At 59.9% G+C, this 19,299-nt stretch carries 17 protein-coding genes; 9 read left to right on the top strand and 8 right to left on the bottom strand.

Annotated elements, in window-relative coordinates; genetic code table 11:
* Window positions 1–47: 47 nt before the first annotated feature.
* The gene (locus tag CHH27_RS24865) at window positions 48–1,982 is read right to left on the bottom strand and encodes a DUF3604 domain-containing protein (RefSeq protein WP_371681865.1); all 1,935 of its coding nucleotides are present in this window, start codon (window positions 1,980–1,982) and stop codon (window positions 48–50) included.
* A gap of 242 nt (window positions 1,983–2,224) precedes the next feature.
* On the opposite strand from CHH27_RS24865, the gene CHH27_RS24860 reads away from it, so the two are divergent.
* From CHH27_RS24860 to CHH27_RS24845, 4 genes are all read left to right on the top strand, one after another.
* Window positions 2,225–2,617, top strand: a complete 393-nt coding sequence (locus tag CHH27_RS24860; protein WP_094073993.1) for a YciI family protein — start codon at window positions 2,225–2,227, stop codon at window positions 2,615–2,617.
* The gene (locus CHH27_RS24855; RefSeq protein ID WP_094073992.1) at window positions 2,586–3,830 is read left to right on the top strand and encodes an RNA polymerase sigma factor; all 1,245 of its coding nucleotides are present in this window, start codon (window positions 2,586–2,588) and stop codon (window positions 3,828–3,830) included. Before CHH27_RS24860 ends, CHH27_RS24855 begins: the two co-directional genes overlap by 32 nt.
* A gap of 145 nt (window positions 3,831–3,975) precedes the next feature.
* Window positions 3,976–4,356, top strand: coding sequence for a VOC family protein (locus CHH27_RS24850; RefSeq protein WP_157739097.1), 381 nt, complete (start codon window positions 3,976–3,978; stop codon window positions 4,354–4,356).
* Between the two features lie 59 nt (window positions 4,357–4,415).
* On the top strand, window positions 4,416–4,814 hold the full coding sequence (locus CHH27_RS24845; RefSeq protein WP_094074987.1) for an MAPEG family protein: 399 nt from the start codon (window positions 4,416–4,418) through the stop codon (window positions 4,812–4,814).
* 64 nt (window positions 4,815–4,878) lie between these two features.
* Here CHH27_RS24845 and CHH27_RS24840 read toward each other — a convergent pair whose 3' ends face one another.
* On the bottom strand, window positions 4,879–5,673 hold the full coding sequence (locus CHH27_RS24840) for a MipA/OmpV family protein (RefSeq protein WP_094073990.1): 795 nt from the start codon (window positions 5,671–5,673) through the stop codon (window positions 4,879–4,881).
* A gap of 117 nt (window positions 5,674–5,790) precedes the next feature.
* Between CHH27_RS24840 and CHH27_RS24835 the strand changes: the two genes are divergently transcribed.
* The 4 genes from CHH27_RS24835 (at window position 5,791) to CHH27_RS24820 (ending at window position 10,872) form a co-directional block, all read left to right on the top strand.
* Window positions 5,791–6,384 (top strand): TetR/AcrR family transcriptional regulator, encoded by a 594-nt coding sequence (locus tag CHH27_RS24835; protein WP_157739096.1) that lies wholly within the window; start codon window positions 5,791–5,793, stop codon window positions 6,382–6,384.
* A 214-nt stretch (window positions 6,385–6,598) separates the two neighbouring features.
* The gene (locus CHH27_RS24830; RefSeq protein WP_094073988.1) at window positions 6,599–7,084 is read left to right on the top strand and encodes a hypothetical protein; all 486 of its coding nucleotides are present in this window, start codon (window positions 6,599–6,601) and stop codon (window positions 7,082–7,084) included.
* Between the two features lie 3 nt (window positions 7,085–7,087).
* Window positions 7,088–9,322 (top strand): ATP-binding protein, encoded by a 2,235-nt coding sequence (locus CHH27_RS24825; protein WP_157739095.1) that lies wholly within the window; start codon window positions 7,088–7,090, stop codon window positions 9,320–9,322.
* Window positions 9,319–10,872 carry a DUF3369 domain-containing protein gene (locus tag CHH27_RS24820; protein ID WP_094073986.1) on the top strand — a complete coding sequence of 518 codons (1,554 nt, stop codon included), beginning with the start codon at window positions 9,319–9,321 and terminating at the stop codon, window positions 10,870–10,872. Before CHH27_RS24825 ends, CHH27_RS24820 begins: the two co-directional genes overlap by 4 nt.
* A gap of 9 nt (window positions 10,873–10,881) precedes the next feature.
* Here the strand turns inward: CHH27_RS24820 and CHH27_RS24815 are convergent, their stop codons facing one another.
* The 5 genes from CHH27_RS24815 to cysG all read right to left on the bottom strand — a co-directional run bounded on the left by CHH27_RS24815 (window position 10,882) and on the right by cysG (window position 15,713).
* On the bottom strand, window positions 10,882–11,415 hold the full coding sequence (locus CHH27_RS24815) for a DUF934 domain-containing protein (RefSeq protein WP_094074986.1): 534 nt from the start codon (window positions 11,413–11,415) through the stop codon (window positions 10,882–10,884).
* Between the two features lie 33 nt (window positions 11,416–11,448).
* Window positions 11,449–12,210: a phosphoadenylyl-sulfate reductase gene (locus tag CHH27_RS24810; RefSeq protein WP_094073985.1), complete on the bottom strand. Its 762-nt coding sequence runs from the start codon at window positions 12,208–12,210 to the stop codon at window positions 11,449–11,451.
* Window positions 12,197–13,855, bottom strand: a complete 1,659-nt coding sequence (locus CHH27_RS24805) for a nitrite/sulfite reductase (RefSeq protein ID WP_094073984.1) — start codon at window positions 13,853–13,855, stop codon at window positions 12,197–12,199. Before CHH27_RS24805 ends, CHH27_RS24810 begins: the two co-directional genes overlap by 14 nt.
* Before the next feature lie 75 nt (window positions 13,856–13,930).
* Window positions 13,931–14,230 (bottom strand): DUF2849 domain-containing protein, encoded by a 300-nt coding sequence (locus tag CHH27_RS24800; RefSeq protein ID WP_094073983.1) that lies wholly within the window; start codon window positions 14,228–14,230, stop codon window positions 13,931–13,933.
* Window positions 14,231–14,249: 19 nt separating this feature from the next.
* On the bottom strand, window positions 14,250–15,713 hold the full coding sequence (gene cysG, locus CHH27_RS24795) for a siroheme synthase CysG (RefSeq protein WP_094073982.1): 1,464 nt from the start codon (window positions 15,711–15,713) through the stop codon (window positions 14,250–14,252).
* 358 nt (window positions 15,714–16,071) lie between these two features.
* Between cysG and CHH27_RS24790 the strand changes: the two genes are divergently transcribed.
* Window positions 16,072–17,157, top strand: a complete 1,086-nt coding sequence (locus tag CHH27_RS24790) for a hypothetical protein (protein WP_157739094.1) — start codon at window positions 16,072–16,074, stop codon at window positions 17,155–17,157.
* 522 nt (window positions 17,158–17,679) lie between these two features.
* On the opposite strand, the gene CHH27_RS24780 is transcribed toward CHH27_RS24790, so the two are convergent.
* Entirely contained in the window at window positions 17,680–18,846 is a 1,167-nt protein-coding gene (locus CHH27_RS24780) for an acetyl-CoA acetyltransferase (RefSeq protein WP_094073979.1), read from the bottom strand.
* Window positions 18,847–19,299 lie beyond the last annotated feature (453 nt).

The following is a 19,299-nucleotide window of genomic DNA, read 5'->3' as shown; positions in this document are numbered from 1 at the left end:
CTGCTCATGTCAGGCAGGTTTCAAACCCGCCTGACACTAAAGCATGGTCAGGTGCCCGGCGTATACCAGATCGGTGAGGTATAGGCACGCTCCTGCTGGCTTGTCGGTGCACCGTCCGGCATATCGATCCCGTAGCGGAAGGCATCATAGGCGTACCAGGGCGGCGTCGGGATCTCCAGGATACGGGCATAATAGAAGGCACGCTCTGCCGGGTCGAATTCGGGATCGGACCAAACAGTTGCCAATTCCGATGCACCAATGGTGTTGGTCCAGCTGGCGCTTTTCAGATCGACCGTGTTGCCGACAGGCGGCAAATTACCGTCCGCGTCCGGTTGCCTGTCATCCGACCAGGCGACATCGAACACCTTTTCCTGCGTATTGCCGTCCGCATCGACCCAACCCTTGATGATCTGGATCCTGTCCAGATTGGCGCCGATCGGATCGCGAAGGGCATAGACAAGAAACGACGGTGCCCCTGCGGTTTCCGGCTTCGGCATCAGGTCGCCTCCCATCGGCACCCCTTTCCGGTAGCCCAGGATCGCCGGATTGCGGGTGTTGATGTCAGCATCGGTGAAATCCCAGCCACCGAACAGGCGCACGGCAATGCGTGTGCCTGTTGTCGCATAGGTCTCCTTGCGCTGCATGGCATCGAACAGTGATTCACGCGTGTTTTCGCGGGCCCAAACAGCTGTCAGGCCGGACGAAACCATCTGCCAGGCGAACAATTCTCCCTGGTCGGTTTTGACGAAGGGATGGGTCAACCGTTCCGCGGAGGGTTCGTAGCCCGTGTGCTTTCCGAAGAAATTGTCCTCTTCAAACGTCGCCAGACCGGTGTGGCTGTCGGTGGCGCCGGAAAAACCGAACTTGTAGGGATTGGTCCCGAACTTATCTTCAAGCACCATGCCGTTCTTCAGGGCCTCACGCGCATATTCCCCGGCCAGCATGTCATTGGTCTTGGCGACGGTCAGGTCGAGATTGCCCTTGTCCCAATTGTAATAGTCGGCGAACTCGTCATTCGGAGACAGGAAAGGATGCGCCTCGCCGTCACCCTTGATCTGGGTGATTTCGTAAAGCGGTTCCCACTTGCCGCGCAGCTCGACATACTCCTTGTCAATCGCCTTGCCGGTGAACTGTGCGTCGACCGGGAACATGACGCCGTTGGAGAGGTTGCCATTGTGGGCCAGCGCCAGAACTGCACCGTTGGTCTTGTCCTCGTAGGCCTGCATCCACTTGTAGAGTTCCAGCGGATCAGGGCTGCCGAAGGGCGGCGTCATCGTGAAGGGCACGACCTGACCTGCCCGATTGGCTCCATCGCGGAAAATCACATTTCGATGCAGGTTGTTGCCCTTGTCGAGCGAGGTCCATTCAAACCCGATCAGTGCCGTGAACGTTCCCGGGTCGTTGAACGCATCCGCCGTCTTGACGTTGTCCGACCAGATCGAGGCAAACCGCCGGGCACCCGGTTGATACTGTTCAAACAGTTCCGGCTCCACATTGCCCTGGCTGAATTGCGTGATCAGGTCGATTGTGGCGGCAACGGCTTCCTGCCCTCCCGCTCGATAGCCTTCCGACCATTTCCGGCCCTGCTCGTATTTCGTGACGTTCGGGGAGGCATCGAGAATGTCCGTGATGAGGCCCATGCCGTCGGAATGCTCCGTGATGACCATCCAGTCGAGCGGACGATACAGACGAACGGGCTGACCCGAAGAGGCGGTGATCTCTTCGCCACGCGCAAAACGCCATGCGTCTTCCTGAGTGAGCCGGGCCCCGAAACCGCCGGCGTCCATCGACTGTCCCGTGTGCAGGTGTGTGTCGCCCCAGAGCGGGCGCTCAGGGAAGCTGCGACCGGCATAGGGAGAATAGGCCTCACCTGGATAGACATCCTGGAGCTGGTCTTCGTTGAGATCGAATTCGGTTGCAGACGTCAGCGTCGCAGAACAGAAAATCGTGAGGACTGTCAAGGACCGAGCAAGCATCGCCATCTCCCGCATACACAACTTTTCCAAGAGTAAGGCACAGTTTCTGCCGTAGTTACAGTTGTAAAAACTATCTGACCTTGGAAAACGTGAAGGCTCCCTCCTTCACCGCCGACTGTGTGTGTGTGTGTGTCGAGGGTCAGGCGTGAAATTGCAGGTTTTTCTAACTTGTCCTGTCGGATAATCTCGCTAAGGAACGTTCCTTGTTCCGAAACCACACGTGTGCGGCAGGGAACCGGAGGACTACAATGCTTTTTTCCGTTTTGATTTACGCCAGCGAAGATTTCATCGACGCGCTTTCGCCGGAAGAACATTCCGCGCTGCTCAAGAAACACGGCGCCTTTCATGAGCATACCAAGGCAAACCGGAACTTTGCCGCTGCCACCAAGCTGATGTCGACGGGCACCTCCGTGACCGTCAGCAAGGACAGCGAGGACTTTGTCGTGACCGACGGTCCGTTTGCCGAAACCAAGGAGCAGTTCATGGGCTTTTACCTGCTCGACTGCGCCACCCTGGAAGAGGCGATAGAAGCGGTGAAGATCCTGCCGCTCGATCACGGTCGCATTGAAATCCGGCCGGTAGAATTCTTCGAGGGAGCCGACTTCAAGAATGCCGAGCGCATGGTTATCAACGCATCTTAAGGCCGCGCGTCCGCGTGTCCTGGCAGCGCTGAACCGTGTATTCGGCGACATCGATCTGGCCGAGGACGCGTTTCAGGAAGCCTCGCTGAAAGCCCTGAAATCCTGGCAGCCGGACGCAATGCCAAGCGACCCGGTCGCCTGGCTGATCGTTGCCGGACGCAATGCGGGCATCGACGTGATCCGGAAACGAAAGCGGGAGACACTGACGGCCCCAGAGGCGTTTGATCCGCTGACCGACGGCACGCATCCGGAATCCGGCCTGACGGAGGAACTCGACCGGTCCGCCTTTCGTGACGACATCCTGCGGCTCCTGTTCACCTGTTGCCATCCGGTCTTGCGGCGGGACCAGCAGATTGCCCTGTCGCTCAAGATTGTCGCGGGTCTCTCGGTTGACGAGATCGCAAGGGCCTTTCTGGTGCAGGCCAAAACGATGGAGCAGCGCATCACGCGTGCCAAAAAGCGGCTGCAGGCCGCAAAGCTCTCCTACGAGGAGCCGGATGCAGCCGGCCGGGCCGAGCGGCTGTCAGCAGTTGCCAACGCCATCTATCTCGTTTTCAACGAGGGCTATTCCGCCTCGCAGGGACCTGACCTGATCCGGGAAACCCTGTGCGAGGAAGCCATCCGGCTTGCCAGGTTGACAGTTCGCCTGTTCCCGGAGGAACCGGAACTGCGCGGTCTTCTGGCGCTGTGTCTGATCCAGCACTCCAGGCGCAAGGCGCGCCTCGACCAGAAGGGGCTGGCCGTCACGCTGGAAGACCAGGACCGGCAGCTCTGGGACCGCAGACTGATCGCCGAAGGCAACATCTTGCTGGAAGCCGCCCTGCGCCGCGCAGCTCCAGGACCTTTTCAGATCGAGGCGGCGATTGCGGCAACACATGCCCGCGCAGCCACCTATGCCGAGACCGACTGGGGAGAAATCGACCGGCTTTACAGAGCGCTGGAGCATATACGGCCCTCCCCCGTCGTTTCGCTCAACCGCGCCGTGGTGCTTGCAAGGCTGAACGGTCCGGAAGCGGCGCTGGAGCGCCTGGCACCGCTGTCGGCAGCGCTTCAGCGATATGCCGGATACCACTCCGTTGTCGCCTCCCTGCTGATGGATCTCGGACGACCGGAAGAGGCGCGCCAAGCCTATCTCCAGGCTCTGGAGCATGCCGGAACGGATGTCGAGAGGCAGCATGTCCTTCACAGGATGGCAGATCTCGCCCCCCGCTGACCGCCGCTTTTTTCAGACGCAGAAACAGCAGCCAGACAAGTTTCTCAGAAAAAGCCGGTGCGCCCTGTCGGGTCTGCTGCGTTCCATCCGTCCTTTGATTACCTGGGCCGACCCAGGCAACTGATTTTCTGGATAGGACGACATCATGAGCAACCCCATGCAAACCCACGGCGCGTTCAGCTGGATGGAACTTCACAGCGGCGACAGCGGCAAGGCGAAAACGTTTTACACCGACCTGCTGGACTGGGGCACCGAGGAAATGGAAATGCCGGGCATGACTTATTCCGTCATTGCGAATGGCGAGGACAAGATCGGAGGTTTCCCGCAAGAAGTCTCCGACACGCCGCGCTGGCTGCCTTATGTCACCGTCGATGATGTCGATGCCCGTGTCGAGAAGGCAAAAGCGCTTGGTGCGACCATTGCGATGGAACCGTTCAGTGTGCCGTCCGTCGGCCGCATGGCGACGATTGTCGATCCGGTCGGTGGCGTGATCGCCCTGATCACCTACGAGGCGCCTTCGGAGTGACCGGTCCGGGCGGTCAGCGAATGGCCGCCCGCATTGCCTTTGAAGAACGGAGATATTTCATGGACATGATCTCTTCCCTGCCGGTGACGCTGGTGTTTATCGCCATCTTCGCGTTGATACAGATCCCGATGACCATCGCCGTCGGGCTGCTCCGGTTGAAAACCGATATTCAATTCATGGATGGCGGCAACCCCGCCCTGCTGCAGCGCATGCGCGCGCATGGCAATTTCACCGAAACCGTTCCCATGAGCCTTCTAGCCATGGCGGCCGCCGAGCTGGCCGGAGCCCCTGCACTGCTGCTGTGGGCGGTCGGCGGTTCCCTCCTGCTCGGCAGGTTCCTGCACTACGGCACCCTGGTCACATCCGGTTTCGGCATAGGCCGGGCAATCGGGATGGTCCTGACCTTCGCACCGCTGCTGGTCTGCCCCGTCTATGTGCTGGTCTCACTGTTCCGGTAAAGCAAAGCGGCCGGCATTCCATGCCGGCCGGCCTTTTGCCTTCCACCGGTGCTGATCGACGCGATCAGAACCGGTACCAGAGAAATAGGCCGCCATGGCCACTGACCGCTTCGCCGCGATCCTTGACGATCGGGCTGTCTGCCATGCTGCCGAGCAGGGCCGAGGCACCGGCCATGCCGCCGACACCCCAGTTTTCGGTGATGGCGTAGCGGGAAGTCAGGTCGAGTGTGACATCGCGAAATCCGGCATCCGCGTCGTATTTCGCAAGACCGCTGGCATTCGATCCGGCCTGGGTCACCGAATAATAGGCGTCCGCATGGGAGCCATCCACGAAGGTCGTCGACAGGTCGACGCCGAAGGACAGTTGCTCCGTCGCGCTGATTTCATAACCCAGGCTGAAGGTTGCCGTCGTGCCGCTGTCGCCCATGACATCATGAGCGATTTCGATATTGGCCCCAAGCGAGTCCCGCTGCAGCAGCAATCCGGCGTAACCACCACCGACGACACCACCAACCCAGAGTTCGTGGTCGACATCCGGCAGCTTGTCGACAACCTTGTCGTTGACGTCCTTGCGTCCGAACCCGTAGCCGATCAGCGGACCGGCATAGAAACTCTCGAAGGGCAGAACATTGGCAGTGGCCGTCAGGCCGTTGAACTTGACGAAATAGGGCCCCTTTTCAATGGAGCCGATGATCCCCGGCGCAAAACCGTAATCCTTCGACCCCAGATATTCCGGGCCAAAAAACGCACCGGCACCAACCAGTACGCTCCAATCCTTTGTTTCCTGAGCAGAAACTTCCCCTGCGACAAGAACGGCGCTTGCAACGGCAGCGGCACGTACATAACACTTTGACAACATATGACCACTCTCAGCAATGCGACCCCAGCAATGTTGTCAGTGTCTACATTCGTCAGTTGTCACAGTCAATCGAAATGTTGACGGCGTCTATTTGTGGAGGGCTTCAGCCTGAGCACTGTGAAATATCATCATGGCAATCTTAAGGAGGCCCTGATTCAGGCCGGACTCGACATCCTGAACGAAGACGGGCTGGAAAGCCTGTCGCTGCGTGCCTGCGCAGCCCGGGCCGGTGTCTCGCACGGAGCTCCCAAGAACCACTTTGCCAACCTTGCCGTGCTCCAGGCAGCCATCGCCACGGAAGGATTTCGCAAGTTCGCGGCCACGATGCGCGCGCATATGGAACAAGCCCCCGGTGACGCCAGATCCCAGATCATCGCAAGCGCCAAGGGTTATGTCGCCTTTGTGGAAGACAATCCGCATCTGTTCCGGCTGATGTTTTCCATGGAGCGCAAACTCGACCTCTACCCAGACCTGTTGCCGGCCAGCCGCGAAGCCTATGCGGTTCTGCGGGAGGTGGCCTCAGGCCTGTCCCCGGACAATTGCGAGAACCCCGTGCACCAGACCACGGCGGAAACCATGCTCTGGACCTTCATCCACGGCTACGCCAACCTGAAGGCCAACCGTCAGTTCTACACGGCGAATGCCGAGACCGGCAAAGACCCCGCGCTGGAAGACATCTTTCCGAAATTCTTCTACACGGAAAAAGACTGATTGGCGTGACAACGCCAACTCTGCTTCGGAACCGACAGTTTCTTAAATTGTCACTCACGCATTCCAAGAAAGTTGCGTGGTATTACCTAATTCCTTTTGACAGTTGCAACTTTCACCAGCTTTAAAAATACAATCTTAAATCGTTAGCTTCATAATAGCATTCTGGTTTGCTTGTGCAGACTATGTACAGCCTTAACGACGCGGTAGGTGTTACATGATCAGACAGGGGATTGTCTTTCTGACCTTGATCATCGGCGCGCTCATGCAGGGTCATGCCGCAGACGGGATCGATCAAAGAATTCGTGTGTCCAATGCGGATCAGGAAGGCTCACCAAGATTTCTCACTGTTGCGGACATTGAGACCGCCGGCCTGCAGCAGCTGCAGGCGTTTCACCCTTATGAAAAACGAAGCAACGCCTATCACGGGGTCTGGATGGAGGATTTCGTCGAGCGCTTCGGCACTCCGGGCGTTTCCACTGTCATCACCCGGGCCATCGACGATTACGAGATCACTTTCACCAGGGACGAATGGCAATCGATACGCATCCTGCTCGCGACCCGGGTGAACGACCGATATGTAGATTTTGATGAAAAGGGGCCGCTCTTCGTCGTCTTTCCGGACTATGACGAAAAACAGAAAGAGTACCGAGCCAATCTGCCCAAGTGGATCTGGATGATCACTGAAATCTCCATGGAGTGAAACTTGGTATCAAGGTCTGCTGCACTTCTCACCGGCATGCTTCTCGTGGCAATGGCCTTGTCCGGAACCTATCTGTACCGGGCCTTTGAACAGGCCCCAGCCCGTCTCGAACAGTCCAGCGCCACCATGCGCATGACAGATTCGATGCGGCTGACCATGAAGGTTGCTCTCCTGTCCCAGCGCGGTTACCAGAGTTACCTTCTCGCGATCCAGCAGCAAGACACCAACCAGCTGATCCAGGCACAGAACCTCACCAAGGCGTCTCTGGGATTTGTTTTCAGCGACTATATCGACAAGGCTGCGATGGTCGAGCGCGTGTCGCCGCTCATTCGAGACAATCTCGCGCTGATGTCCATCGGCGGCACCTCGCCCTCGGACGAGGTCCTGCGCACGATCAGCGCAAATTCACGAGAAATCGGTCGGCTGTGCGAGCAGATCGAAAGAGAATTCTGGACCTCCTTCCAGTCCGATTTTCTCGAATTCGAGACAAACGAAACCAGACTGCTGCTGCAATATCAGTTGATGATTGCCGCAACTGTTGTTGTTGCCTTTGTCCTGTTTGCCTTTGTTGTTCGTCAGCGGACGCTAAACCGGGAGCTGCAGCGGACGGACGCCGGCCTCAGGGAAAGTGAACAGCTACTGCAAGAAGCCCAGTCGCTTGCAAGGCTCGGCAACTGGGACCTGGATCTGGAAACCGGACTGGCACGCTGGTCCGACGAAGAATATCGCCTGCTCGGGTATCTCCCTGGAGACGTGCCCCCCTCGGCGGAGGCCTTTCTGGCTGCCGTGCACCCGGAGGACAGGCAGAGCGTCACCGACGAAATGCAGCGCGCAATGGATCCCGGGGAGGTTGCTCCCTACCGGATCGTGCACCGGATCACGACCGACGAAGGCGACCGTTACCTGGAACAGCGGGGACAGGTTGAATTCTCGCCCGACTGCAAGCCAATGCGCATGTTCGGCACCACGACCGACATCACGGAGCGGCGGAATCGCCAACTGGAGCTGGAGCACTATCGCGACCAGCTCGAAGACCTGGTTGAGGAACGAACGCGTGACCTGGCGAAGGAAGTCAACGACCGTCGCCACGTCCAGGAGGAATTGCACAAAAGCGAAACTCGGCTGCGCCAGATCCTCGACAGTTCGTCCGCCGGGATCTCGATCTTGCGGATGAACCCGATCAGGCGGATCTACGCCAACCAGCGTTTTCTGGAATTTTTCCACGCAGGCTCCTCCGAACAACTGGACGAATTCGGCTTCGAAAACACCTTCGTTGAGACAAGGGACCGGGAAAATGCCGGCGCCTGCGTTGAACGCGGTGAAGGCTTTCAACGGTTTATCATGGAACGGCGGCGGGTCGATAACAGCACCTGGTGGGGTCTGCATGACGCCATTCCCATCGAATTCGAGGACGCGCCCGCAACAATCGTCTGGCACTACGACATTACAGACCAGAAGCTGGCGGAAAAGGAGCTCGTGCAAACCGAAAAGCTGGCGTCGCTCGGCGGGCTGGTGGCCGGGCTTGCCCACGAAGTCAACACGCCGATCGGCGTCGGTCTGACGGCGGCAACCTTTCTGGAAGAGAAGGTCTCAGACATTTCCAGTCTGGTCAGTCAGCAGAGCCTCACCCGGCGCGGTCTGGATGCGTTTATTGATCAGGCCGGGCAGTCGTCCCGGATCATCGTCGGCAATCTGCATCGCGCATCAGATCTGGTGCGCAGTTTCAAGCAGGTTGCCGTGGATCAGTCCAGCGATGAATTGCGAACCTTCAAGCTGGTTGATTATGTGGAAGAAACACTGCTCAGTCTTCTGCCGCAAACGAAGAAGACGCCACATGAAATCGTGGTCACGGGCAATCGAGACATCGTGCTGACCAGCTTTCCGGGCGCCCTGTCGCAGATCGTCACCAACCTGGTATTGAATTCCCTGACCCATGCCTTTGACGACGGCGAGACCGGTGAGATCCGGATCGACAGTTCTCTTACCGGGCAAAACGCTCACATTCACTACAGCGACAACGGCAAGGGCGTCTCGGCGGATGTGCTCAAGCGTATCTTCGATCCGTTCTTTACGACGAAACGCGGCAGCGGTGGCAGCGGCCTCGGCATGCATATCGTCTACAATCTCGTCACCAGGAAGCTGGGCGGCACGGTCGTTTGTGACAGTGTTCCCGACAAAGGAATTTCGGTCCATATTACAATCCCGTTGAAAGCGGTGCCCTCGCAGGACGTTACATGAGTGACCAGAACGAAAAGATCCTGTTCTCTGACGACCCGGAGCCAAGCCCGAACCAGGGAGCGCCCTGGAAGGTCCTGCTGGTTGACGACGAGCAGGCCATCCACGATGTCACCAGTCTGGCCCTGACCGACTTCACGTTTGACGATCGGCCGCTGGAATTCATCTCGGCCTATTCCGGCGCACAGGCAATGACTGCCATTCAGGAGCATCAAGATACGGCCCTGATCCTGCTGGACGTGGTGATGGAAAGCGAAACGGCGGGCCTGGACGTTGCCCGGTTCATTCGCGAGGATCTCGGCAATACCACCGTGCGCATTGTGCTGCGCACAGGCCAGCCCGGCCAGGCGCCGGAACGGGACGTGATCGCCAGATACGATATCAATGACTACAAGGAAAAGACCGAGCTGACCTCGCGCAAGCTCACGACCCTGCTCTATGCCTCCCTTCGTTCCTATCGCGACATCATCGAGCTGGAAAGAAACAGACGCGGTCTGGAAGCGGTGATCGAAGCTTCTGCACGGATGTTCGAGATGCATACCAAGGAGAACCTCGCCGAACTTGTCCTGCAGGAACTCGACGGGCTGGTTCAAACGCAGTGCACCCGGCCGGGCAGCAACACCAGTGCTTTCGCCGCACAGGGACAGGGACAATCCCTCCAGATCGTCGCCGCCACCGGTTGCTACGAACCTTATGCCGGCAGGGATCTCACAGACATTCAGGACCCTGCCATGATCAAGGATCTCGCAGCCGCGCTGACCTGCAGCCGCAGCGAGATGACCTCAACGGACTATACGGCCGTCATCAAGTGCCGGGATGGCCTGAAGCGGTTCCTGCATCTCAAGGGGCTTTGCAGAGAACCCGGCGAGCTAGATCGATCGCTGCTCTCCCTGTTCGAGCGCAACGTTGCGATTGCATGCGAGAACATGGATCTGGTTCACGAGATCGAACAGACGCAGATCGAGATGGTCGACATACTCGGTGAGACAATCGAGACCCGGTCTCTGGAAACCGGGCACCATGTGCAGCGCGTTGCCGAGATCAGCCAGCTTCTGGCGCTTGAATATGGCCTCGGCGAAGAGGAGGCGGAAGTGATCCGGCTTGCCTCGCCGCTTCATGACATCGGCAAGATCGGCATTCCCGATGCCATTTTGAGCAAGCCGGGCAAGCTGGATGACGCCGAATGGGAGATCATGAAAACCCACGCCCGGCTCGGTTACGATATTCTGAAAACCTCGAGCAGGCGCGTGTTGCAGGCCGGGGCAATCATCGCCCGCGACCATCATGAAAAATGGGATGGCAGTGGTTACCCGGCCGGTCTCGGTGGCGAAGACATCCACCTTTACGGTCGTCTCACCGCCGTTGCAGACGTGTTCGAGGCCCTTGGGGCCGAGCGTTGCTACAAGGACCCCTGGCCGCTCGACAAGATCATCGACTTCATGCGCGAGCAGCGCGGCCGGCATTTCGAGCCCAGGCTGATCGACATTCTTCTTCAGAACATCGACAAGATCACCGCGATCATCGAGACCAACGGCGAAACGTCTTCGGTCTGAACAACAGGTTTATTCCGCAGCGACAGCGATATCGCGCGGTGACCGGCGTGCCCACGGACGGGTCCCGACCGGGATCTCGTCAACAGTACCGACTGGCTGCAGATATTTGGTGACTTCCGGCCATTCGCCCGCCTTCAGGGCCTTCAGAACTTCCGGCTTGGCGATCTCGAAGGACGACACGCCGCAGCGGCGGGCGAGCGGGACCTGATCGAGGATGTATTTTCCGACAGCGCGAATGTCACCTTGATAACCGATCTGTTCGCGCAGGACACGCGCGGCAGAGAACCCGCGGCCATCAGCGAAGCTCGGAAAGTCGACAGCGACCAGGGCCAGGCGTCCCAGATAGAGTTCGACCGGCTCGACATCATCGCCTGCTTCGACGAGCACGGCCGTCTGACCGTCGCGGGCGAGATAGGCTTCCGCATCTCCCAGAAACAGCGAAAGCGGCACCAGCGCATCGCCCGTCACTGCCGTTGCCGTTTCCGCGTCAGCCGTTTCCCAGTTTTCCTCGACGAACTCGCCGTCCTTGTAGATCGTTGCCATCTTTGCGTCCTCAAATGTCGTCATGGACAGCGGTCAGATACCGCTGCCGTCAATTTCCTTGCCATGGGTCGGCCAGTGAATACCGCATTCCGTCTTGTCCTGGCCGCGCCAGCGGCCCGCCCGCGGATCTTCGCCCGGTGCGACCTTGTCCGTGCACGGCATGCAGCCGATCGACGGATAGCCCTGGGCGACGAGCGGATGCGGTGGCAAATCGTGGGCCTTGGCATAGTCCAGGATGTCCGCCGCGGACCAATCCGCCAACGGGTTGACCTTCACGCGCCCCTGATCGATCTCGAACACTTCCAGGTTTGCACGTGACGCGCTCTGGAACCGTTTGCGGCCCGAGATCCAGGCCTCGAAGCCTGTCAGGATGCGCTCGAGCGGCGCCACCTTGCGGATATGACAGCAGGCGTCGGTGTCACTCATCCAGAGCATGCCGGCCGGGTCGTTGGCCTCCAGGTCCTCTTTCGACGGCTTGAAGGTGCGCACATCGCTCAGGCCCAGTTTCTCGACCAGTTCATCCCGGTAGAGCAGGGTCGCCGGGAACATCTTGATCGTGTCCCCGAACAGGACCGGCGTCGACGGATCGATCTGGGCAACCATATGCAGGAGCACGGCGCTGTCCGCGCCGAAACTCGAAACCAGCGCGATATCTCCGGCAAACTGGTGCCGGATCGCCGCTCTCAGGATGTCCTGTGCGGTCGCGTCCTCGAACTGGGCATTAAGAGCGGCGACTTCCGCCTGCAGGCCCAGTTCAGGATCGACGCCCAGGCTGAAGGTTTCATGCAGCGCCATAAAGGGCCTCCTTGAAAGGCGCCTCCCCGATCCGCCGATAGGCTTCCAGGAAGGTTTCCTCTTTGCCGGACCGCAGGCCGAGATAGGTGTCGACCAGCGTTTCGATGGCATCGACCACTTCTTCGGACGAGAAGCCGCGGCCGACGATTTCGCCGATGGATGCGTTTTCGTTGGCCGATCCGCCGAGCGTCACCTGGTAGAATTCCTCGCCCTTCTTCTCCAGGCCAAGAATGCCGATGTGACCGACATGGTGGTGGCCGCAGGCGTTGATGCAGCCGGAGATCTTGATCTTCAGCTCGCCGATTTCCGCCTGACGTTCCGCCGTGCCGAAGCGCTCGGAAATGCGCTGAGCCACCGGGATGGAGCGCGCCGTCGCCAGAGCGCAATAGTCCATGCCCGGGCAGGCAATGATGTCGGTGATGAGGCCGGCATTGCCTTCGGCGATTTCCGCTGCGACCAGCCGGTCGAACAGTGCAGGCAGATCCTCCAGCTTCACATGCGGCAGGATCACGTTCTGCTCGTGGGAAATGCGCAGCTCGTCATGACCGTACTGTTCGGCGAGATCCGCGATCACGTCCATCTGGTGGTCGGACGCATCACCCGGAATGCCGCCGATCGGTTTCATCGACAGGGTCACGGAGGTGTAACCCGGCACACGGTGCGGATTGAGATTATGGGCCACAAACTGTGCGAAAGCCGCATCGCTTTCCTTGCGGGCTTCCACAGCAGTGGAAACGGCAGACCCGACTTCAAGCGGAGGCGGCGCGAAATAGGCCTCAATGCGGCGGACTTCCTCGTCCGGCAGGCGCAACACGCCGAAACGGATCTTTTCGAATTCGGCTTCGATATCCGCCTTCAGCTCTTCCAGGCCGGTTTCGTGAACCAGGATCTTGATGCGGGCCTTGTACTTGTTGTCACGGCGGCCATAGCGGTTATAGACGCGCAGGATCGCTTCCGAATAGGCCAGCAGATCCTCTTCCGGCAGGAAGTCGCGCACCTTGCGGCCGATCATCGGCGTACGGCCGAGACCGCCACCGACAAACACTTCAAAGCCGATCTCGCCAGCCTCATTGCGGGTCAGCTGCAGGCCGATGTCATGGACCTGCACCGCGGCACGGTCATTCGGCGCGCCGGTGATGGCGATCTTGAACTTGCGTGGCAGGAACGAGAATTCCGGATGCAGTGATGACCACTGACGCAGGATTTCCGCATAGGGACGCGGGTCGGCGATCTCGTCGGCGGCAGCGCCGGCGAAGTGATCGGCCGTCACGTTGCGAATGCAGTTGCCCGACGTCTGAATGGCGTGCATTTCGACTTCCGCCAGCTCTTCCAGGATGGCTGGCGTGTCTTCCAGCTTCGGCCAGTTGAACTGAATGTTCTGGCGCGTGGTGAAGTGGCCGTAGCCCTTGTCGTAGGTCCGGGCGATATGGGCCAGCTTCTTCATCTGGCGGCTGTTGAGCGTGCCATAGGGAATGGCGACCCGCAGCATGTAGGCGTGAAGCTGCAGGTAAAGACCGTTCATCAGGCGCAGCGGCTTGAACTCGTCCTCGGACAGTTCACCGGCCAGGCGGCGGCGCACCTGGTCCTTGAACTGCTCGGTGCGCTGATTGACAAAACTGGCGTCAAATTCGTCGTAACGGTACATCTTCACTCTCCTTGCCGGGCGCTGCCATGCACATTTCTGCGTTTTGGGCGCTGCCCTGACCTCTGTCGTCTGTCTTCAGGCGGAAACCGCCTGGGCCTGCTTGCCGAATTGCGGGTGGGTGGTCGGCCCGGCGGCACGGATCTTTTCGCGCAGGCGCACCGGAACAATGACGCCGTCCTCAACCGTGACATCCATCTCGTAGACGCCGACGACTTCCTGGTTCTTTTCCGCGGCAGCACCTTCGGCGAGGCCCTCGGCAACGGCGTCCTTGCCCTCGAAGGTCCTGGCCAGCGTGACCCGCTCGACCCAGGCGCCGCCTTCAGCGAGCCAGACGACGTCGCCGTTCAGGAGGCGGTTGGCGGTAATGACTTTCATGGTGTTCACTCTCACTTCGTCAGGCTGCCGCAACCCGGGCGGCCCTTTGCGGCGCCAGCGGCTCGGCGTGTTCCAGGGCGGCGTGGCCAACGGCCTCGCCAATCACGATCAGGACCGGTCCGTCGATTTCCGCGCGGTTCGACAGGATCGCGAGGTCCGACAGGGTTCCGGCAAATTGGCGTTCATCCGGATGGGCGGCGTTTTCGATCACGGCCACCGGTGTGTCCGGCTTGAGGCCGGCATTGATCATCTTGTCGGCCACGGCAGCTGCAACCGTCCGGCCCATATAGACAGCAACGGTTGCCCCCTTCAGGGCCAGCCCGGCCCAGTCCGGCAGGGTTTCGGACTTGGCGTTGTGGCCGGTCGCAAAGACAAGGTTGGAAGCCACTCCGCGAAGCGTGAGCGGGATCTGCGCCGAAGCGGCCGCGGCGAAGGCTGCTGTCACACCGGGGACGACCTCGAAACCGATCCCGCCTTCGCGGAGGGCCTCCATTTCTTCTGCCGCCCGGCCGAAGATCATCGGATCTCCCGCTTTCAGGCGGACAACCTTCAGGCCCTTGCGACCAAGCTTCACCAGCAACTCGCAGATTTCGGCCTGCGGCACGGAATGCGCGCCCTTGCGCTTGCCGACCGAAATGCGCTCCGCATCCCTGCGGCCCATGGCAATCACACCTGCCGGAACCAGAGCGTCGTGAACAATGACGTCGGCTTCCTGCAGCAGGCGCTGCGCGCGCAGCGTCAAGAGATCTTCCGCACCCGGACCGGCGCCGACCAGCCAGACAAACCCCGGCTCATCCGCCATGGAATTCAAAAGCCGCTGCGCCTCGGCGCGCGCGATATCCGCTTTGCCGGCATAAAGATTGGTGGCAACGGCCCCGGAGAAGAACCGGGCCCAGAAATTGCGGCGCAAGGCACCGTCGCGAATGACCTTCGTGGCCGCATCGCGGAAACTTTCGGCCAGGCGAGCAAGCTCACCGGTGGCACGTGGCAGCATCGCCTCGATGCGTGCACGGATATGACGGGACAGAACCGGGCCGACGCCGGTGGAGGTGATGGCAACCGCGATCGGGGCCCGGTTGACCAGGGCGCCGGTGTAGAAGTCGCACAGCTCCGGCTTGTCGACCGCGTTGACCGGCACGCCAAAAATGCGGGCGGCATCGACAACGGCCTTGTCGAGATCCCAGTCTTCCCGCGCGGAGAAGACAAGCGCCGCACCGTTCAGATGCGCCGGCCGGAATGCCTCGGCAACATGCTCTGCCTCGAAGAGATCAATGGCTTCCTGCAGATCGGCATCGACGGTTTCGCCGATGACGACGATTTCTGCATTGGTTTCGCCCAGGAGACGCACCTTGGCAGCAGCCTCGCCGCCATGACCGACAACAAGCACACGTTGACCGGCAACCTTCATGAAGGCCGGAAACACGTCGAGCCGGTTTTCCGGCCGCTTCAGTGTCTTAGGTGTCTTGTCACGGCGTACAGCCATCTCAAGGGTCTCCAGTCCCAGTTTGATGGGCTTAATGTAATGAGACGCCTTCCGGAGCGCCGGGCACCGGTTTTCAAAGCTCTGACAAGAAGCGGAATAGATTTTTCTCAAAGCCTGATTTGACCGACTCTGGTTCCCGCGCTCGCGCAAATACAGTCAATGGTCGGAACACAGGTTGAGCAGCAGGCCCCGGGACGCAGCCGAGTGGCGACGGTGTCATTGCCAGCGTGTAATCCGGACCGAAACAGGCACTTCCTTTTGCGGCCGGTTTTCTTGATGCCGCAGCGGAATTCGCTTAGCCTTTCCAATTGACTGGCGGGCCAGACATGGTGCGCCGCATAGGCATCAGGGGGGAACGATGCGTCACTTACAACTATTGGCAGCAGCCGGCGCAACCTTGTTTCTGGCTCTGGCAACAGCACAGGCCGCGGTTGTCGAGAATTTCCGTCTTGGCGGCTGGAACGGCAGTGCGTTCACCGATGACCAAAGCGGCCGGTTCTCCACCTGCGTCGCCTCGGCCACCTACAAGAGCGGCATCACGCTCTACGTCCAGGTGGACACCAGCTACAACTGGGCGATCGGCTTTTCCGCCCCGCACTGGAACATGCCGGTCGGCTCCGACATTCCCCTGCAATACCGCATCGACCGGGGCGGTTGGCAAAGCGGTGTCGCCAAGGCGACTTCCAAGGACCTTGCGCGCATGCAGATGCCCGAGGGTGGCTACATCATCACCCGTTTTCGCCGGGGCCGCACGCTCTACGTCTATGACGGTGCCTATAATTACGAATTCCGCCTGACCGGCACCTCCCGGCTGATGGCCCGACTTGCCAAATGCGTCGAACAGAACACAGCCCGCTATGGCGCTGCGCCCGGCATGGCAAATGCCGCGCCGGCACAAGGTGGTCTCGGCCAGACTGCGCCAGCCCAGTCAAACAACGCGGCCAGTACGGTGGGCGATCCGCAGCTTACCGTCGAGGCCACCCAGGCGCTGTTCAACCTGATGGGCAATGCGGGGATTTCCGGCCTGCAGCTGAAGCCGGACGGCCAGCGCGAGGAAGACCTCAAGGGCCTGCATGCGGTTGCCGCCAATGATGCCCGGACACTCGTTGCCCATATTTTTCCCGCCGGCAGCTATTCCTCGGAAGAAGAGCTGATGTCGCTGTCGGTCGCCGACAGCCAGAAGAGCTGCGCCGAAGGCAGTTTTTCCTCCAGCACGGAACGGGTCAATCAGGGTGGCCGCGACCTCTATATCAGCCACGCCAATTGCGAAGCGGGTGACTTTCAGCTGATCGAACGGGTGGCGATCCTGAAGCGGGCTGCGGGCGGCATCTTCGTCTATGGCGTTGCAGATACGTATGTCGGCGAAGGCGGCGGCGCCCCGGTCTCGCCACCGGAACTGACAGACGCGGCCTTTTACAGCGCGGTGGCGGCCGCAGCGCAATAACGCCGTCAAACGCCTCTGATTGTCATCCCCGCGAAAGCGGAGACCCGGGAAACTTCAACGGCCGCCGCAATGCCCTTTTCCACTTCCCCGGCGTCCTGGGTCCCGGATCTCGGCTGTGCTGCGTCCGGGATGACAAACAGAACGCGCCGAGCCTCAGGACGCACGAATAACGCTCGCTCAAACGTCTCTTCGTCATCCCATGGCTCGCCCATGGGATCCATGCCATGGGCGTTCCGTTCGGAGCGGCCTCGTTTGCGGCGACGGGACGGCATGGATTGCAGGGTCGAGCCCTGCAATGACGAAGGTGGAGGAAATGCGCCTCTGTCTCACGGTGTCATCCCCGCAAAAGCGGAGACCCGGGACACTTCAGCGGCCATCGCATTGCCCCCATCTATTTCCCCGGTGTCCTGGGTCCCGGATCTCCGTTGCGCTGCGTCCGGGATGACAAGGAGGAAGAACGGTTAGAAGGACACAAAAAAGCCGGCGAAGTCGCCGGCTTTTCTCAACTGATGTGACGGCACCCTACTTCATCGGCTGCAGCACGGAGACGAAGTTGGCCACGGCCGCGCCGCCCATGTTGAAGATGCCGCCAAGTTCGGCGTTCCTGACCTGGATGTCGCCGGCGGTGCCTGTGAGCTGCATGGCGGTCAGGACATGCATGGAGACACCGGTGGCACCGATCGGGTGACCTTTCGCCTTGAGACCGCCGGACGGGTTGACCGGCAGCTTGCCGCCCATCTCGGTCCAGCCTTCCAGAACGGCACGGGCGCCCTCGCCTTCCTTGGTCAGGCCCATGGCCTCATATTCGATCAGCTCGGCAATGGTGAAACAGTCATGGGTCTCGACAAAGGAGAGGTCATCAATTGCCAGGTTGGCATCACCAAGCGCTTCGCCCCAGGCCCTCGCGCAGCCCTCGAATTTCAGAATGTCGCGCCGGGACATCGGCAGGAAGTCCTGGACATGGGCCATGCCGCGGAAGGCGACCGCCTTTTTCATGCCAAGCGCCGTTGCCGGATCGGTCAGGACCAGGGCCGCAGCGCCATCGGAAACCAGCGAACAGTCGGTGCGTTTCAACGGGCCGGCGACAAACGGGTTCTTTTCGCTTTCCGCGCGGCAGAAGTCGAAGCCGAGATCCTTGCGCATCTGGGCATAGGGATTGCCGACGCCGTTCTTGTGGTTCTTGGCGGCGATCTTCGCCAGTGCGTCGGACTGGTCGCCATATTTCTGGAAATAGGCATCGGCGATCTTGCCGAAGACGCCGGCAAACCCGGCAGGCGTGTCGCCCTCTTCCTTCAGATAGGAGGCCTTCAGCAGGTTCTTGCCGATTTCCGGGCCAGGTGTGGTTGTCATCTGCTCGACGCCGACAACCAGCACGAAACGGGCCTCGCCAGAGGCCACGGCGCGCACGCCCTGATGCACGGCGGCAGAGCCGGTGGCACAGGCATTTTCAACGCGGGTCGCCGGCGTGAACCGCAGGGCCGGATCCGCCTGCAGCACCAGGGACGCTGTAAAATTCTGAAGGGAGAAACCGGCATTGAAATGACCAAGCAGGATCTCGTCGACATCTTCCGGAGCGATGCCGGCATCTTCGATGGCGTCCACCGCCACCTTGACGATCATGCTTTCAACCGTTTCTTCCGCATGTTTTCCGAAGGGCAAATGCGCCCATCCAACCATGGCTGCCGTCATGACACTTCCTCCAGATTATCCTTCACGAATTGGCGGCGCCGGACAGAACGTCCAGGGCTGATTCTCTCCAATTCCAGTCTCTTGAAGCTTTTGCTGAGCCTGACAGTCCCAGCTTCCATGCTGCTTTGCAAGAAGAAATTGACCTTAACGTCATAACTTTATTTTTTTCTCTTTATTTTCAATATTTTAACATCATAAACTCTTTCGCTATTTGGGTGACCAATGGATCGCGTTTTCGCCTTTTCCGGCTTCACAATCCGCAGATTTCACGATCGTTAAGATTTTGTTCACAAACCTGTCACGCACGCCTGTTACAAGAACGGTGTTCCGGACAAAATCGTGTTTCGAGACTTTTCATTTGCTCCACCGGTCCTGCCTCGTGCGGGGCCGGTTTTTGCTTGTGCCGCACCCGATGCACCTGCGCCACGACACCCGGCATTCACTTAACCCTAT

Origin of the sequence: Labrenzia sp. VG12 (assembly GCF_002237595.1) — a bacterium.
In the GTDB taxonomy this organism is placed as follows: Bacteria; Pseudomonadota; Alphaproteobacteria; order Rhizobiales; family Stappiaceae; genus Roseibium.
This window is presented reverse-complemented; position numbering and strand designations above follow the sequence as displayed.

Bases quoted from the DNA above. Each gene is read 5' to 3' on its own strand.
- CHH27_RS24800 (WP_094073983.1), bottom strand. From the start codon at position 14,230: ATGAAAGTCATTACCGCCAACCGCCTCCTGAACGGCGACGTCGTCTGG.
- CHH27_RS24820 (WP_094073986.1), top strand. From the start codon at position 9,319: ATGAGTGACCAGAACGAAAAGATCCTGTTCTCTGACGACCCGGAGCCA.
- CHH27_RS24840 (WP_094073990.1), bottom strand. From the start codon at position 5,673: ATGTTGTCAAAGTGTTATGTACGTGCCGCTGCCGTTGCAAGCGCCGTT.
- CHH27_RS24810 (WP_094073985.1), bottom strand. From the start codon at position 12,210: ATGGCGCTGCATGAAACCTTCAGCCTGGGCGTCGATCCTGAACTGGGC.
- CHH27_RS24815 (WP_094074986.1), bottom strand. From the start codon at position 11,415: ATGGCAACGATCTACAAGGACGGCGAGTTCGTCGAGGAAAACTGGGAA.
- CHH27_RS24845 (WP_094074987.1), top strand. From the start codon at position 4,416: ATGGACATGATCTCTTCCCTGCCGGTGACGCTGGTGTTTATCGCCATC.
- CHH27_RS24830 (WP_094073988.1), top strand. From the start codon at position 6,599: ATGATCAGACAGGGGATTGTCTTTCTGACCTTGATCATCGGCGCGCTC.
- CHH27_RS24865 (WP_371681865.1), bottom strand. From the start codon at position 1,982: ATGGCGATGCTTGCTCGGTCCTTGACAGTCCTCACGATTTTCTGTTCT.
- CHH27_RS24860 (WP_094073993.1), top strand. From the start codon at position 2,225: ATGCTTTTTTCCGTTTTGATTTACGCCAGCGAAGATTTCATCGACGCG.
- CHH27_RS24780 (WP_094073979.1), bottom strand. From the start codon at position 18,846: ATGACGGCAGCCATGGTTGGATGGGCGCATTTGCCCTTCGGAAAACAT.
- CHH27_RS24850 (WP_157739097.1), top strand. From the start codon at position 3,976: ATGAGCAACCCCATGCAAACCCACGGCGCGTTCAGCTGGATGGAACTT.
- CHH27_RS24790 (WP_157739094.1), top strand. From the start codon at position 16,072: ATGCGTCACTTACAACTATTGGCAGCAGCCGGCGCAACCTTGTTTCTG.
- cysG (WP_094073982.1), bottom strand. From the start codon at position 15,713: ATGGCTGTACGCCGTGACAAGACACCTAAGACACTGAAGCGGCCGGAA.
- CHH27_RS24855 (WP_094073992.1), top strand. From the start codon at position 2,586: ATGCCGAGCGCATGGTTATCAACGCATCTTAAGGCCGCGCGTCCGCGT.
- CHH27_RS24805 (WP_094073984.1), bottom strand. From the start codon at position 13,855: ATGTACCGTTACGACGAATTTGACGCCAGTTTTGTCAATCAGCGCACC.